Annotated in this window: 12 protein-coding genes; 4 read left to right on the plus strand and 8 right to left on the minus strand. The window is 65.9% G+C overall.

The genetic code is table 11. The annotated features are described in order from the left end of the window. Positions 1–51 precede the first annotated feature (51 nt). From BKA03_RS02410 to atzF, 4 genes are all read right to left on the minus strand, one after another. Positions 52–909 (minus strand): ABC transporter ATP-binding protein, encoded by an 858-nt coding sequence (locus BKA03_RS02410; protein WP_083971732.1) that lies wholly within the window; start codon positions 907–909, stop codon positions 52–54. Position 910: 1 nt separating this feature from the next. Continuing rightward, entirely contained in the window at positions 911–1678 is a 768-nt protein-coding gene (locus tag BKA03_RS02415; protein WP_238579436.1) for an ABC transporter permease, read from the minus strand. Positions 1679–1776: 98 nt separating this feature from the next. Beyond that, a complete protein-coding gene (locus tag BKA03_RS02420) occupies positions 1777–3912 on the minus strand; it encodes a UTRA domain-containing protein (RefSeq protein WP_083971736.1) in 2136 nt (711 codons plus the stop codon). Between the two features lie 477 nt (positions 3913–4389). Continuing rightward, entirely contained in the window at positions 4390–6084 is a 1695-nt protein-coding gene (atzF, locus tag BKA03_RS02425; RefSeq protein WP_062075458.1) for an allophanate hydrolase, read from the minus strand. A gap of 149 nt (positions 6085–6233) precedes the next feature. On the opposite strand from atzF, the gene uca reads away from it, so the two are divergent. After that, positions 6234–9863: an urea carboxylase gene (gene uca, locus BKA03_RS02430; protein WP_062075459.1), complete on the plus strand. Its 3630-nt coding sequence runs from the start codon at positions 6234–6236 to the stop codon at positions 9861–9863. Here uca and BKA03_RS02435 read toward each other — a convergent pair. After that, positions 9860–10603 (minus strand): TetR/AcrR family transcriptional regulator, encoded by a 744-nt coding sequence (locus BKA03_RS02435; RefSeq protein ID WP_062075460.1) that lies wholly within the window; start codon positions 10601–10603, stop codon positions 9860–9862. The two genes, uca and BKA03_RS02435, sit on opposite strands and share 4 nt — an antisense overlap. A gap of 92 nt (positions 10604–10695) precedes the next feature. Here BKA03_RS02435 and BKA03_RS02440 point away from each other — a divergent pair, with 92 nt between their 5' ends. The 3 genes from BKA03_RS02440 to BKA03_RS14980 all read left to right on the plus strand — a co-directional run bounded on the left by BKA03_RS02440 (position 10696) and on the right by BKA03_RS14980 (position 12727). Continuing rightward, positions 10696–11532, plus strand: coding sequence for an urea amidolyase associated protein UAAP1 (locus BKA03_RS02440; protein ID WP_152649577.1), 837 nt, complete (start codon positions 10696–10698; stop codon positions 11530–11532). Next, a complete protein-coding gene (locus BKA03_RS02445) occupies positions 11532–12188 on the plus strand; it encodes an urea amidolyase associated protein UAAP2 (protein ID WP_062075461.1) in 657 nt (218 codons plus the stop codon). Before BKA03_RS02440 ends, BKA03_RS02445 begins: the two co-directional genes overlap by 1 nt. Before the next feature lie 101 nt (positions 12189–12289). Beyond that, positions 12290–12727: a hypothetical protein gene (locus BKA03_RS14980; RefSeq protein ID WP_062075462.1), complete on the plus strand. Its 438-nt coding sequence runs from the start codon at positions 12290–12292 to the stop codon at positions 12725–12727. A 276-nt stretch (positions 12728–13003) separates the two neighbouring features. Here BKA03_RS14980 and BKA03_RS02455 read toward each other — a convergent pair whose 3' ends face one another. The 3 genes from BKA03_RS02455 to BKA03_RS14985 all read right to left on the minus strand — a co-directional run bounded on the left by BKA03_RS02455 (position 13004) and on the right by BKA03_RS14985 (position 16000). After that, on the minus strand, positions 13004–13624 hold the full coding sequence (locus tag BKA03_RS02455) for a hypothetical protein (protein ID WP_152649578.1): 621 nt from the start codon (positions 13622–13624) through the stop codon (positions 13004–13006). 241 nt (positions 13625–13865) lie between these two features. Beyond that, positions 13866–14618, minus strand: a complete 753-nt coding sequence (locus BKA03_RS02460) for a sulfite exporter TauE/SafE family protein (protein WP_062075464.1) — start codon at positions 14616–14618, stop codon at positions 13866–13868. Positions 14619–14719: 101 nt separating this feature from the next. Continuing rightward, on the minus strand, positions 14720–16000 hold the full coding sequence (locus BKA03_RS14985) for a YeiH family protein (protein ID WP_062075465.1): 1281 nt from the start codon (positions 15998–16000) through the stop codon (positions 14720–14722). Positions 16001–16063 lie beyond the last annotated feature (63 nt).

A 16063-nucleotide genomic window follows, 5' to 3' on the forward strand; every position in this document is an offset into this window, starting at 1 on the left:
GGGGAGGAGCGGAACTACCTGGAAAGTGAAGTCGGTCCGATATTGGCCGCCTCACGAGCTCATCGTGGAGTCGACGGCGAAGGTCGCTGTAGCCTGCGGCGTCTGCCAGCTGGCCAGCCGGCCGCTCGGGCGGCGAAGGGTTGTCGATCGTGGCGGCGAGTTGGCCGTCTCATGGAGTTCATCGTGGAGTCGACGACGAAGGTCGCTGTAGCCTGCGGCGTCTGCCAACTTGCCAGCCGGCCGCTCGGGCGGCAAAGGGTTCTCGATCGTGGCGGCGAGTTGGCCGTCTCGGAGAACGAAGATTGTCTGTGAAAGCCGGATGGCCTCGTCCACGTCGTGCGTGACGAAGACGACGGTGCGGCCAAGTCGTGACCAGAGGTCTGTCACGAGGTCCTGCATCCGCAGGCGAGTCTGTGCATCCAGGGCGGCGAAGGGTTCATCCATGAGCATGACCTCAGGCTCGCCGGCAAGCATTCGGGCGATGCCAGCACGTTGACGCATTCCCCCGGACAAAGCAACCGGACGCTGACGCTTGACCTCGAGGGGCAGTCCGACGACGGTCAGCAGCTCATCGATGATCGGTTCCATGTCCCGCTTCGGCGTACCTTTGGCCTGCAGAGCGAACGCGACGTTGGCTCTGATAGTTGCCCAAGGAAAGAGGATGTCGCGCTGGAAAACCATGCCGCGACTCGGGTCTCTCCCCAGGATCGGTTCGGCGTCGGCGGTGACGTGTCCACTTGTCGGGCTCTCTATCCCTGCTAGGCATCGTAGGAGCGTGGATTTACCGCTGCCGGATGGGCCGACCAGGACCACGAACGATCCGGACTTGATGTCGAGGTTTACCGCGCGAAGAGCAGGTGCGGCCTTGGTCTTGTATGTGACTCCGAGGTCATGAACTGCGAGATCCATGTCAGTTCTCCTCTTTGGCCCAGGCGACGAATGGCCGCGCCACGTTGACAATGAGTTGGTCGCAGATCGCGCCGATAACCCCCAGAACTGCCAGCAGGAAAATCAGCCGGTCGGCTTGGGAGAACAGCTGTGCCTGTGAGATTCGATAGCCCAGACCATTGATGGTCCCGGTCATTTCCGCGACGACGATCACCACGAAAGCCGTCGCGCAGCCGACACGCATGCCTGCGACGATGTCGGGGAGAGCCTCCGGCAGGATGACCTTCCGGAGTGTTAGCCAGCGGGATGAGCCCAGGCAGCCGCTGACCTGCAAGTAGTCGGCCGGCGTTGAGGCAAGGCCCGCGTGGGCGTTGATCCAGACGGGAACGAACACGCCGAGTGCGACGACCACATACTTGCTCGCATCGCCGATGCCGAACCAGAGAATCGCGAGTGGAATCAAGCCGATAGTCGGAATGGGCGCAAGCAGCCTCAGGACGGGCTGAAGGATAAACCTCCCCGTTCTAGTCGTCGCAGTCCCGAGTGCCAGGGCGATTCCGAGGACCGTACCGATGACGAATCCCACAGCAGTCTCTCGAATGCTCGCCGTGATATCAGGGCCGAGCAGACCCTGTTGCCACATCTGGACGCCAGCACGCCACACAGCAGGCACGCTCGGGAAGAGATTGTCTGGGAACAGGCGGGTGGCGTAGAGAAAGGACCACACCGCTACGAGCAGGGCGATTCCGAGGATGGCGCCCCCTCCGAATGTCCCGGCAAGGCGTGCCACGCTTCTCGAACTGGTGGATCGAGGGCTGGAGGATGTCGTCGTCGGCGGGCTTACCGTCGGGTCTGCACGGCGCACGGGACGTGTGACGAGCGTCTCCGTCAGCATGAGCTTTGCTGATCGACGAACACGCCGACCTTTTCTGTTGCGGCCGGCACCCACTCGAAGGGCACCGCCTGCGACCTGTAGACGAGCTTGGTCATCGAGAGGCGGTCGACGCCGGGGACGGTAGCGGCCTGCACCTCGGGTTCACCGGCGATGCCTGGTGCTTCGTATGGGGAGTGATACTCCCAGACGATCTCGCCGGCGGGGGTTACCTGCAGCAGGCGCCCTTTCATGCCCTCAGTGATTAGCGTGTTGCCGTTAGGCAGGCGCTGCGCGTTGCTGACGAAGGAGCTGTGGAACTCCCAAGACGGGCGCCCCGAGTCCTCTGCCGTGTATTGCCAGACAATTTCTTTGATCGACGGGTCGATCTCGAGGACGCGCGACCCGGCATAGATGCCTAGCGGGGCGGGCGGGTAGCCAGCGCCGCCCTGATTGTCGAACACGAGGATGTTGCCCGCGCCGGGAAGCCCCTCGGCAATGAAATGGGGGTTGTGCTGGCCGGAAATTTGGTCAACCGGGCGCGGTACGGAGAACCGGTTGATGCGCTGGTGCTCGGCTCCTGGCTCTTCACCGTAGTAGGGACCGATGCGCCAGACCACAGCACCCGTCTTCTTGTCAATGATTCCGACGACGTTGGCCTTGCGCGTGCTGAAAATGATGTTGTCGGGGTGGAAGACGCTAGTCGGATCGGCGTCGTGCCATTTGTTCGGGCCCAGCGTCTTCATGCTGTTCATCTCGAGGTAGCCCCAGACGTCGTCGGGGCGACGGGCGACGGTCGCGCGGAGGTGCGCCCAACCGGCGGCAGAGAAGCCGAACTCGCTCAGGTGGTCTCCGGCTCGCCAGGTCCAGACGATATCGCCGGCCGGCGTAACTTCGTAGATGCCCTGATCGCCCACGATGTTCTCACCGAGGTCCGGAACAACGCGCGGCATCGTCACGAGGAGCAGGCGGTTGCCGTTCGGGAGAAGCTCCCAATCATGGTTCTGCCGAGCTGCACCGCCAGGCGCCTCGCTGCCCCACTCCCACAGGATCTCGCCGCTCCACGACACCTGGCCGACGGTCCGGTTCGCGTAGATGCCGCCCGGTGAGCCATCGACTTCAGAAATCTGCACCCCGACATCGCCGATCCTGCCGCCATTCATCTCGGGATCGATGATGCGCGCCGGGACACCGTAGAAGGGCCACTCGTGGCGAACCTCGCCGTCAAGATCGATCAGTCGGGAGACTCCGTCCGGTCCGCTGAAGAGGACATAGCTCTCATAGACCTGGGTGCGGTCGAGGTGCACGACACCGGTTGCGGTTTTCACGGTCATTCTTGTTCCCTTTGTTGAATCGGTATTTGGGAAGGTGCGGCGTCGCCTTGGCGATGGCCGTTCGGGGTAGAGGGCGGGTTCCCTGTCGCTGCGCCCGGTCATAGCGGCGCGATCGCCACGCAGTCGGAGGAACTCGAGAGCGAGGACGACTCCGCCGTCCAGCCGCAGGACGCGGTCGACGGAAAGCACCGGGTCCCCAGGCGCAATCTGAAGTTGACTCGCCAACGCATCGCCCGCCGTGGACGCTTCGATGACCAGATCAGCGCTCCCAAGGGGAAGGCCGAGCTTGCCCTCCAGGAGTGACACGAGATCGTCGCTCTCCAGGACGCAGTCAAGGAGGCCAGCAGCGAGTTCGACATTCAAGTAGCTGGTGTCGAGCGAGAGGGGCTGATCATCGAGAATGCGGACCCTCTCAATCAGGAGCACAGGTGATCGCACCGGGAGATTGAGGGCGGCACTGATGGCCAAAGGCGACGAAACGATGTCGGCCACGAGAACTCGGTTCGTTACTCGTCCGCCGTTGGCACTGGCCGACTCGCTCAATCCTCGGAGCTCGGCAAAATCCGACCAGTCCCAGTGCGGGCTGATCGTGGTGCCGATGCCGCGACGGCGGGATACGACACCCTGTTTCTGCAGCGCAGCCAGAGCCGCCCGGATCGCGTTACGGCTGGCGCCGAATTCCAAGATCAGCGCCTCTTCGCTCAGCGCCGTGGGCGTGGCCGAGTTGCGAGCCTCGGCGCGCATGAGATCGCCCAGCCGGCGAGAAGATTGCTTTCGATCTCCTCGAAGAAGGCCATCGCTGTACGGATCGAATTCCATGGCTCGACGCTACAGACGAGTTGTGTCGCCTGAACGTCCGCTACATTGTGGCTAAGTTTCGCCACCTTTGTTGGCGTGATTTCAAGGAGCGGAGCGAGGTAACGCCGGAAGATTTTTCTCGTCCAGGCCTGAAAGGCGGGCGTCGACAGCAAAAGCGCTGGTCTCTGAACTCGCCCAGCGAACGTTCTGTAGCCTGCTTGGACCGACGTCGCTCAGTCTCATTTTCCTTGTGCCTTGATTCCCCGCTTGGGCCCAAGCGCGTGAAGCACACGCAAGTTGCGTGGGCGGTTTTCGGCGCGCGGCGCGCAAATACTCCTGCTTGAACCTGAGCCGACGGCAGTACTTTCAGCTGCGTCACCCGGGGGTAGGCCTGTGTGGATACTGGCGATGAGGTCGTGGCGCCGAAGTTGGGGACTCCAACTGTCGATTGGCCGAACGGCTGGCGCGGGCCGACCGCAGAAGAGCGCCACGACTCAACTACTGCCGCGCAAGGTACTCGCGCCAGCCGCCGAACTCGGTGATGTCGGAGCCCTCGGGGAAGGAGCATCCAAAGCCGAGCACCTCGCGTCCGTCGGCCAGCTCGATCTTTCCGAGCGACATCGGTTGCGGCAGTCCGGCGAGGAAGGCGCCGAGTGCCGCTGGGGACAGCGACCAGAGTTCACCGGCGAGCTGCGCGCCCTCGCCCGCGGCGACTCTCACGACTCCCGGCTTCGCGACAGCGCCGGGAAGCGCGACCATCCGATAGTCGGTTGAGGTCGCGACCTCGCCGAGCGGGCGCGCGTGACGGGACATGAGCTGGTGGTTGAGCGGCTGCCCGGTGAGGTGGGCACCGAAGACGGCGAGGTCGATTCCCCCGGTGGGGAAGACCGTCGGCTGCTCACCGAGAAGAAGGGCGGCGAGGTCGATGGCAATCTGGTCGTCGAAGCTCCGCACGATCATGGAGACACCGAAGAGGCCGTCGCTGGCTTCGCCCGCGGGGAGAGCCACCCCTGCCAGGTCGAGCAGGTTCATGAAGTTGGTGAAGGTACCCATCCGTGAGTTCGCGCCGATCGGATCGACCTCGAGGTCGGCGAGCGTGGGATGGTCGGGGGTGGTGGGTGTGAGCAGCGCGTCGAAGCCGTCAAGAAGTTCCAAGGCTTTCCGTTTATACCGGGCGACTCGATCCTGGTCGGCGACCAGCGCGTGACCGGCGTGCGCTGCCGCCGCGCTGACGATGCGAGCGACGGTCGGATCCGCGCCATCCGGATGCTGTGCCATGAAGTCGCCGTATGCGGCATATCGCTCAGCGACCAGGGCGCCGTCGTAGAGCAGCTTGGCGCAGTCGAGCAGTGGTTGGATGTCGACCTCTGCCGTCGCGACACCGGCGGTCTCGAGCGCCGAGACCGATGCGGCGAACAGCGCTCGTCGCTCAGCGGATAGCCCTTCGAGAAGCCGGGGTACCGGGACCGCGACCCGCGAGTTGGTCGAAGCCGCGAGGTTCACATCGGCGGGCCACGCGCGTGACGTCGGGTCGAGCGAGGAGGGTCCTGCCATGACGCGCATCACCGTCGTGGCGAGTTCGAGAGTCGTGGCGAAGGCGGTGAGACAGTCGTAGGAACGGCAGGCGGGCACCACACCGTCGAGGGGGATGATGCCGAGTGTGGCTTTGATGCCGATGATCCCGTTGAGCGCGGCGGGAACGCGCCCCGAACCTGCGGTGTCGGTGCCGAGAGCGAAGTCCACGATTCCTAGCGCGACGCTCACGGCCGAGCCGCTCGAAGAGCCCCCCGAGATGCGCTCTGGGAAACGGCTGTTGCGCACGGCACCGTAAGGGCTCCGCGTGCCGACCAGGCCGGTGGCGAACTGGTCGAGATTGGTCTTGCCCATGACCAGGGCGCCCGCGGCGATCAGCCGCTCGACAGCGGTGGCGGAGCGCTCCGGTAGGTGCAGGAAGGATGGATGCCCGGCGGTAGTCGGCAAGCCCGCGACGTGGATGTTGTCTTTGACGGCAACCAGGAGTCCGGCGAGCGGCAACCGCTCGCCGGCTGCGACGCGGGTATCGAGCTCGGCGGCGGCCGCGGTGAGTTCCGAGGGATCACGAAGCGTGATCCAGATCTCGGGTCGGTCGACCTCGCGCAGGCGGGCGAGTGCACGGGTAACGCGTGCGGCGGCTGACTCGACTGTCGGGGGCATGGGCGTCCTCCGTGCGATGCGGCATAGGAACTAAGGGGCGTAGGAACAGTGCGGCGTAACGAGAACTTAACGTGGTCGGTGCCGACGCGCAACAAATCTATCATACGATAGAAAGTGATCCACCCCGACGACAGGACACTCTTTCACCGATGACCAACGCGACCGCTGTTCCGCCGATCCTGACATATTCCACCCTCCTTGTCGCCAACCGCGGGGAGATTGCCTGCCGCATCATCCGCAGCGCGAAGGCATTGGGACTCCGCACGGTCGCGGTCTACTCCGAGGCCGATCGTGGAGCTCCGCACGTAGCGCTCGCAGACGTGGCGGTCAACATCGGGGCCGAGTCGCCGCGCGAGTCGTATCTGAACGGCGAACTAATGGTGCGGGTCGCTCTCGAGACGGGTGCGGGCGCCATCCATCCCGGCTATGGCTTTCTGTCAGAGAACGCCGACTTTGCAGCGAGTGTCGAGGCGAGCGGGCTGATCTTCGTTGGCCCGACCCCCGAACAGCTGTCGATCTTCGGCGCCAAGGACACAGCCCGCACCGCCGCCGCGCACGCTGGGCTTCCGATGGTGCGCGGCACGGGAGTGCTGCCGGACGCCGACACGGCGGTCGCTGCAGCGGCCGACCTCGGCTTTCCGGTGATCCTCAAGGCCACCAGCGGCGGCGGCGGAATCGGCATGCAGGTGTGCCGCACCTCCGGGGAGGTGCGCAACGCGTATGCGTCGATCGAGCGGATCGCCAGCTCGAGCTTCGGGAGCGGCGCGGTCTTCGCCGAGCGGTTCATCGTGAACGCGCGGCACATCGAGGTGCAGGTCTTCGGTGATGGCGTGGGGCACGTCGTCAGCCTCGGCGATCGCGACTGCTCGCTGCAGCGTCGCAACCAGAAGGTCGTCGAGGAGGCACCAGCCTTCGACCTGAGCGACGAGCTGCGCGCGAGATTGCACAGCACCTCACGCGAGCTCTGCGCCTCGCTCGGCTACCGCTCGGCGGGCACCGTCGAGTTCGTCTACGACTCGGAGCGCGGCGAAGCCTCATTCCTCGAGGTCAACACGAGACTTCAGGTGGAGCATCCGATCACCGAGGCCATCACCGGCGTCGATCTGGTCGAGTGGATGCTTCGGCTCGCGGGAGGGGACACCAGCTTCCTCGAGCCCTATGCCGACACTCACGTCGTTCCCATCACCGGATTCGCGGTCGAGGCGCGTGTCTACGCCGAGGACCCGGTGCGCGGGTATCAGCCGTCGTCCGGCACCATCACGCAGGCCGTGCTTCCGACCGAGCTCGCGCGGGTCGACGGGTGGGTTCGGACGGGAACCGAGGTTCCCAGTTCGTACGACCCGATGCTCGCCAAGATCATCACCTCCGGTGCGTCGCGGGAGGAGGCGTGGGGTCGGCTGGCCACGGCTCTTCGGGCCACTCGGCTCGATGGGATCGAGACGAACCTCGGGCTATTGCGGGCCATCTCGGTCGATGAGGCGGTGCGTGACCGTCGCCACTCCACCTCGACGCTGGCCGGTCTTGGCGACGAGGAGCCGCGCATCTCGGTTTTGCGCCCTGGCCTGATGACGACCGTGCAGGACTGGCCGGGCCGCACCGGCTACTGGCAGATCGGCGTGCCGCCGAGCGGCCCCATGGATGACCTGTCGTTCCGCCTCGGCAACCTCGCTGTCGGCAACGCGGAGGGTGCGCCCGGACTGGAGTGCACGGCGACCGGGCCGCAGCTTCGTTTCAGCCACGAGACCGTGGTCGCCGTCACCGGGGCGCCGGCACACGTCACCGTCGACGGCATCCAGGTGGCGATGTGGGAGCCGGTGACCGTCCCACCCGGGGGCGTGATCGATGTGGGGGCGGCAGCCACCGAGGGACTGCGAAGCTACCTGTTGTTCGCGGGCGGACTCGACGTTCCGGACTACCTAGGCAGCGCCTCGACCTTCACGCTCGGGCAGTTCGGCGGGCATGGAGGTCGGGCACTGACGAGTGCCGACGTGCTGCGGGTGAGATCGGGGGTCACGGGTCTCGCGGCGCCCGTTCCGATCGGTTCACGCCCCGCGATGGTGCATGACTGGGAACTCGCGGTCACTGAGGGGCCGCACGGCGCGCCGGACTTCTTCACCCGCGCCGACATGCGTCAGATCTTCGAGGCGAGCTACGAGGTTCACTTCAATTCGGCGCGCACCGGGGTTCGACTCGTAGGCCCCCGGCCGAGCTGGGCGCGACAGGACGGCGGCGAGGCCGGGTTGCACCCGTCCAACATCCACGACAACGCCTACGCGATCGGCGCGGTCGACTTCACCGGCGACACTCCGATTCTGCTCGGTCCCGACGGCCCGAGCCTCGGCGGTTTCGTGTGCCCGATCACGGTGGTGTCGGCGGAGCGCTGGAAGCTCGGCCAGTTGAAGCCGGGCGATCACGTGCGCTTCGTCCCGATCGCGGCGGCCGCGGCTCCCCGGCTCGCGGCGGTCGACGACTCACGCGGGGCCGGGAGCGCCGTCGTGCCTCATGGCGAGCGCGACGGGGATGATGGGCTCATCCTGCGCGTCGACGGGAGTCCCTCGGTGGCCTATCGTCGCAGCGGCGACGACAACATCCTTATCGAATACGGCGAGATCGTGCTCGATCTCGGTCTACGTGCGCGGGTGCACGCGCTGCACCTGCTACTCCGGGATGCCGGACTCGACGGGGTGCTCGACCTGACGCCGGGCATCCGTTCTCTGCAGGTGCACTTCGATCCGGATGCGCTGCCCGCTGCTCGGCTGCTTGGAGTGCTGCGTGAAATGGAGGCCGAGATCCCCGGTGCTGCTTCGCTCGTCGTGCCGAGCCGTCGCGTGCGGCTGCCGCTCTCCTGGGACGATCCGGCGACCCGCGAGGCGATCCTGCGCTACATGAACGGTGTGCGGGACGACGCGCCCTGGACGCCCTGGAACATCGAGTTCATCCGACGCATCAACGGGCTGGCGACGACGGATGATGTCTACCGAACCGTGTTCGACGCCGACTACCTCGTGCTCGGTCTCGGCGACGTCTATCTTGGGGCGCCCGTGGCGACTCCGCTGGATCCGCGCCACCGGTTAGTGACCACCAAGTACAACCCGGCCCGCACCTGGACACCCGAGAACGCGGTCGGCATCGGAGGTGCATACCTGTGCATCTACGGAATGGAGGGCCCGGGCGGGTACCAGTTCGTGGGTCGTACGACTCAGGTGTGGAGCCGATACGGCTCGTACCCCGGCGTCGGCGGGGGCCCGCGCACACCCTGGCTTCTCAATTTCTTCGACCGCATCTCGTGGTACCCGGTCTCGCCAGAGGAGCTCCTTGAGCAGCGGGCGGACCTCGCGGCCGGCCGGGGGACCGTCGACATCGAAGACGGCACCTTTTCCCTCGCCGAGCACGAGCGCTTTCTCGCGGACAACGCGGACTCGATCGCCGAGTTTCGCGCGCAACAGGCCGTCGCCTTCGCGGCGGAACGGAGTGCGTGGGCGCTCTCGGGCGAGTTCGATCGAGCCGAGTCCATCGCCGCTGTGCCAGAGCCGATCGAGTTCGCCGACACCCCAGACGGTGCCGTGTTGGTTGACGCGCCGTTCGTCGCCCACGTCTGGAAGGTCGGTGTCACCGAGGGGCAGCACGTCGAGAAGGGCGAGGTGCTCGTGTCGCTCGAGGCGATGAAGATGGAGACCTCGGTCACGAGTCCCGTATCCGGCGCGGTGCACCAAGTGCGCACCGAACTCGGGCGTCAGGTGCGCGCGGGGGAGACTCTCGTGGTGGTGCTTCCCGACTAGCGGGCGGCATCCTGCGCCACGGTGAGCTCGGCGAGAATCCGCCGCCCGTCGGCGCTGATCGTGCGCAGGGGGTCGTCCGTGTGGCCAAGTACTCGCAGGCAGCTCTGTGCGATCGTCGTGACCAAAGTATTGGCGTCGTCGCCCGCCCGGTCGGCGCGGATCGCGATCGCGCTTTCGACCATGCCGAACACCACATCCACCAGGTAGTCGAGCGACGACTGCTCCGCCGACCCGCGGGTCGGGCCGAGATCGACGCGTACCGAGGTCGCGATGCTGGCCGCAATCAGTGCGGCGTAGATGTCTCGCAGGGCTTTCCGCTCGCGGCGGAAGGGCTCGAACCGCTCGTTCCGAATCTCGGGCAGCAGGTAGAGAGTGCCGACATTATGCGGCGCTTGGAATAGCTGTGTGGCGTCGTAGGCGATCAGCGCCCAGAGCCGAGCGGGTGAATCCGCGTCGGCCTGCTGGAGGGAGCGCGCTGCCCCGATCGACGGCGAAACGGTACGCATCAAGAGCGCCTCGAGGATGTGCTCCTTGCTCGGGAAGTGATAGTAGAGCGAGGCCTGCCGGATACCTACCTGATCGGCGATGGCCCGGGTGGAGGTGGCGGAGTATCCGCCTTCCACGAAGAGCTGCGCCGCGGCATCCAGGATCTGCTCGGGGGCGCTGAGGTCGGGTCGGAGGGTTGTGCCCGATCGCGGTCGACCGCGATCGCGAACGCGGCGAGTCTCCACGTCCACCATGGTGCCACACCCCTGTCGAACGATTCGTTACATGCGCGAAATGTGCGTGCGGCACGATGGGTATCTATCGAGCGATAAAAATTGGAGATGACATGAGCGAGATCGCCACCGACAGTCCTGAGGGTGCCAGGGCTCACGCGCGCGCGCAGTCAGGCACAGTCGTCGACACGATGCCGGTGCTGCCGCCGAGCAGTGCATCCCACTGGCCGGGCGACGTCGCGGTGGCCGACCGTCGCTGGGCCGAGACGATCGCCGGCGGTAACTACACCGCCCTGACGGTCGCCCGCGGAACGCTGATCGAGTTCACTGATCTTGAAGGAGACGCGTGCGCACATCTCGCGCTTTACAACGCGTGGCAGATCGATGAACGGCTCAACGTTGCCGACACCATCAAAGTGCAATGGCAGGCGTACCCCACCACGGGCCAGTTGCTGCTCTCGGACCGTGGTCGCGCGCTTGCCTCGATCGTCGCCGACAGCTCGGCGCACCACGACACGCTCGCCGGCACCACGAATCTGGCGGGCAACACGGCACGCTACGGTGACGGCTCGCCGCAGTCCGGCAGCCCGGCCGGACGCGAACTGCTCGTCCTCGCGGCAGCCAAGGTGGGACTGTCGCCGCGCGACATCCCCCCAACACTCAGTTTCTTTCAGGGGGTCTTCGCCGAGCCTGATGGCAGCTTGACGTTCAGGGGATCGGCAGGGGCCGGAGCCGCGGTGCGGATACGCGCCGAGCTTCCGCTGATCGTGCTGATTGCGAACGTGCCGCATCCGCTGGATCCCCGTGACGACTACGTGTCGACCCCGCTGCGCCTGCGGGCCTGGGCGGGCGAACCCGGCAGCGCGCCGTCGCCGGAAACCAAGGTCGGCCCGGAGGCAGCGCGAGCCATCGCCAATACCATCGCCTACACCGAACTGAGGGGGATTTGATGACCGACACCGCGCCCGTCAACGTGCCAGCGTTCATCGCCGACCACCGCATCCTGGACGACACGATCGCAGCACCGCGCGGTCCGTGGTCGGGGATAGTGCACGCGGGGGATAACCTCACCATCATCGATCTGTTCGGCAATCAGGCCGTCGACTGCATCGTGTACGACGCCCACGACACGGGCATCCGCTACAGCGCGCCCGACACGATCGCCTCGCAGCGCAACGTCTATCTCACCGAGGGATCGGTACTCAGGGCGAACACGGGTGCGCCCCTGATGACCCTCGTGCGCGATGAGGTCGGGCGGCACGACACCATCGGCGGCGCCTGCAGCAAGGAATCGAACTCGCTGCGCTACGGGCACCACACGGTGCACCAGCATGCCTGTGTCGAGAATTTCTTGGCGGAGGGGGCTCGCTGGGGCCTCGGCAAGCGCGACCTGGTGAGCAACATCAACTGGTACATGAACGTGCCACTGGAACCCAGCGGCGTGATGGGCATCGTCGACGGGATCTCGGCGCCCGGGCTGTCGCTCACACTGCGCGCGGACCGTGACGTGCTCGTTCTCATCTCGAATTGCCCGCAGATCAACAACCCCTGCAACGGGTTCGACCCGACAGCGGTTCGGATGATCGTCAGCAGCCCGTTGTCGTAACGAGAAGTTCGCGAGGCCGAAACAAGGTCACTGAGTCGCCGGGTCAGACTGTGTCTGTCATATCTATCAGGTGACAGTGCTCCACTCTTTCCGCCCTCTCGATGAACAAGACAGCGATTCTGACAACCGTCTTCCAGCTCTTCGCTCTCGGATTCGGACTCGGGGGTGCCTCCTTCTTCTGGACCTGGCCGCTGGTCTTCGCGGGCCAGCTACTCGTCACCGTGGCGGTCGCGGACGTGGTGCTGCAGGCCGTTCTTCCTGCGGTCTGGACTGGCTTCCAGGTCGTCGGGGGCGGCCTTCTGATCATCACGGCGTTGATGGCGGCACCCAGCCTGACCGACGGCAAGCTGGCGACGCTCGGCCTCCCCAGGGTTCTCACCGAGGCGCTCGGCCCGATCGGCGGTCGGATCCTGCTCGTGGACGCGGCGATCGCGGTAGGCGTCGGCGCCGCTCTCGTGGCGCTGATTCCTATCCCCACCGCGCAATGGGGCGTCAGGCCCGACGCTCGGCGGAGCCTTCCTCCACATCGTCTGCGGTGAAATAGACGGTCAACGACGGCCAGTCCCCTTCGGGAGTGGTCTCGTTGTGCAGGACCAGGTCCTGAACCTCGACTGACCCCAAACGCTCGAGCGTGTCGGCGACTCGACGTAGCAACGCAGGAACGTCACCTGCCCTCGTCCGGTCGGGTTGGCTTGGGAGAAGAGCCGCGCCGTCCAACTCTCCGGTTCCTCGCTCATGCCTGAATGATGTCGCACACAACTCCGACAGCCTCAACGATGTCCACGCTATGCGACACTGCCCAACACGGCGCCTTCCTACCTAGCTTGGCCGGCGGGATTCATTCTCTTGCTCCGACCGGTTGGTGCGAAGTGAATCATCGGTTGTCTCCACAGAGGGAGGGCTGTCGGGTCCAGCCCACGCAGTAGCGCGATGACGGCGAAGTTGCGGCGCATCAACACGGCGGCGCTGTTGGCCAGCAAGATCGCCACGGGCAGTTCCACGAGCGCCGCTGCGATCGAGCCCCAGTGTTCGTCGGTTCCCCAGGACAGGCAGACGTCGAACCACGCGTCACAGGCCAACAGGGTCGCGGTGATAACCAGGGCGATAAGCGCAACTTGTCGACGAAGCCAGACAGTCAGCACCGTCGCGACAAGCGCCGCCACGAGCGCAACGTCGAAACCGACCCAGACGGTCCGCCAAGCGCCACCGGACGAAGTTGCAGGAAGGGTGACAGACAAGAAGACCAACCATGGCAGCAGGAACACGGCACCAACCCCACCGACCGCAAGGACAACCCTTCGTCGGCCAAGAGGCCGCGCCGCCACCGGAGGCGGGTCGATGCTCTCCGCCAGCAGCCGTGCGACGCTGGCACGCTTATGCGCGCTCCAACCTTGGACATCGTCACGGGTGGGCACCGACTCTTCTGTCTCACTCACGTTGGCCTCCTTCACGTGCCACAACCATGGGACCACCCGGGACGTCACGCGAAGCAGGCATGGAGTGCATCTTTTAGGTGGGGAACGATGCCCCAGGGGGCATCGTTCCCCCATTGCTCTGCCGCGACAGGTCTGGGTGCGATCCTCGCTGGTAGCCGGCGCGAACGGATCAAGGCGCCAAGGCGATGTCCGTCGCCGCCTCCTGCAGGGGTTCCGGCGGGGGCGTGACGAATGGCGTCGGTCATAGCAACAGCGCCGCTGCGGCTACGGCCGACGCGAGGAGCACCGCGACGTCGAAGCGGCGCTGGCTGATGCGGCGCGCCGTGGCGTAGCCGATGATCCCCCCGAGCAGGATGAGCGGGGCGAGCGTCCCGGCGCGTCCGAGGTCGCTCCAGTGCATCAGGCCGAGCCCGACGGAGAAGGGCACTTTGACGAGGTTGACGATGAAGAAGAACCACGCGTTGGTGCCGATGAAGCGCCGCTTGTCGATGCCCGACGCCGACAGATAGAGGGTCATCACCGCCCCGGCGGCGTTGGCCGTCATCGTTGCGAACCCCACGCTGGTCCCCGCCGTCCAGGCCGCCACGGGGTGCAGATGCGCGTTCGATGTGGGGGCCTTGCTGTGCCACTTCACCAGGAGCTGGAGGAGGACGAGCACGAGCAGAACGACGCCGATGGTGCGGCGCAGGACGCCGTCGGACACGACCCGGAGGAAGATCGACCCGAGCACGAGCCCCGGGAGCACGGCCGGTAGCAGTCGCCGGATCAGGGACCAGTCGGCGTCGTGGCGGTAGTGCCATACCGCGACGAGGTCGCCCACGATGAAGAGCACGAGGATGGCGGCCGTGGACTCCTTCGCGGGGAGAATCGTCGCGAAGATGGCGACGGAGATGGCGGCGAGGCCGCCCAGGGCGGTCTTGGAGAAGCCGATGATGACCGCGGCCAGCGCCATGAGCAGGACGGCGCCCAGCGACCCGCCGAGCAACTCGAGCATGGGGGCGTCCAATCTTCAGTGGCAGGTGCCAGCGTATGCACGCTAGTCCCCGGATAGGTCGACAACCATCCTGCCCGATGCCCGCGCCGCTCGCGGTGCGGTCAGTTCAGGCCGGTGGCGAATTGCAGGCCGAGGCTCGTGAGCGAGACGATGACCCACAGCGAGGCTCCGAGGATCAGAGGCTTGGCTCCGGCCTTCCTGAACCCCGCGAGGTCGGTCGACAACCCGATGGCCGACAGGGCGATCGTGATCAGAAACACCGATGTGGTGCTGAGCCCGGAGTGTGCGCCCGCGGGGATGAGGCCCATCGAGTTGACCGCGGCCACCAGGATGAATCCGATGAGGAACCACGGGACGAGGCGGAGCACGTGGACCCGTGCCCTCGGGACTGGACCGCGAGGCGGAGTCGGAGTCGGGGTCGGGGTCGGGGTCTGAGTTGGGGTCGGGGTCTGAGGCGGGGTCGGGGTCGGGGTATGAGTCGGATCGAAAACCGCCGTGCGTGGTGCGTTTGTCGCGAGCGCGGCAAAGTTTGCTGTGCCGTCGGTCGCGGTGCCGTCGGTCGCGGTGCCGTCGGTCGTGATGCCCGCAACCGCGAGGCCCTGAGCCCGGACGCCCGCAACCCCGACGCCCGCAACCCCGATGCCCGCAACCGCGGCCCGCTCAGCCGCAGCGTCCCGCCGTCCAGCCCAGGCGGCAAGAACAAAGCTGATGGGGATGATCATCAATGTGCGGACGAGTTTGACGACCACCGCGTAGTTGGCTGCGGCGGGTCCGTAGGTGGTTGCCGTCGCGACGACGGAGGACATGTCGTTCACCGCGGTCCCGGCGAAGAGGCCGAAGGCGTGCTGGCTGAGGCCGAGGAGGTGGCCGATGATGGGGAAAACCAGGACCGCGGTGATGTTGAACAAGAAGATGGTGGAGATGGCGTACGCAACATCGATGCCGACCGCGCCGATCACTGGGGTGACGGCCGCGATGGCCGAGGCGCCGCAGATCCCGGTGCCCACTCCGATGAGGGTGCGCAGATTTCCCGTGATTCCAAGCCACCGACCGATGAGCCACGCTGCGGTGAGGCACACGACGAGGGTGCCGATCATGACAGGAAGGGACTCGAGCCCCACCTTGGCGATTTGCGCGAGGGAAAGCTGGGATCCGAGTACCACGACGGATAGTTGAAGCACGGACCTCCTTGCCGTGTGCATTCCTAGCTCCAATCGTGGCCCCGGCTTGATTGCCGTTGCCAGAATCACGCCAATGATGATTCCGGACACTGGGCCACCGATGAGCGGCACGAAGTGGCCGATGGCGGTGGCGACAACGGCGATCCCGGTCGCCAGCGCCAATCCGGGCACGCGTGCAAGCAGTTCTTGTGTTCGGGTCATGCCACTCATACTCGTTGGCCACAAGGTACCCGCGGTAGATCAGTCTACTTGGGAGGACACAAC

The sequence above is a fragment of the Demequina lutea genome (assembly GCF_013409005.1).
GTDB lineage: Bacteria > Actinomycetota > Actinomycetes > Actinomycetales > Demequinaceae > Demequina > Demequina lutea.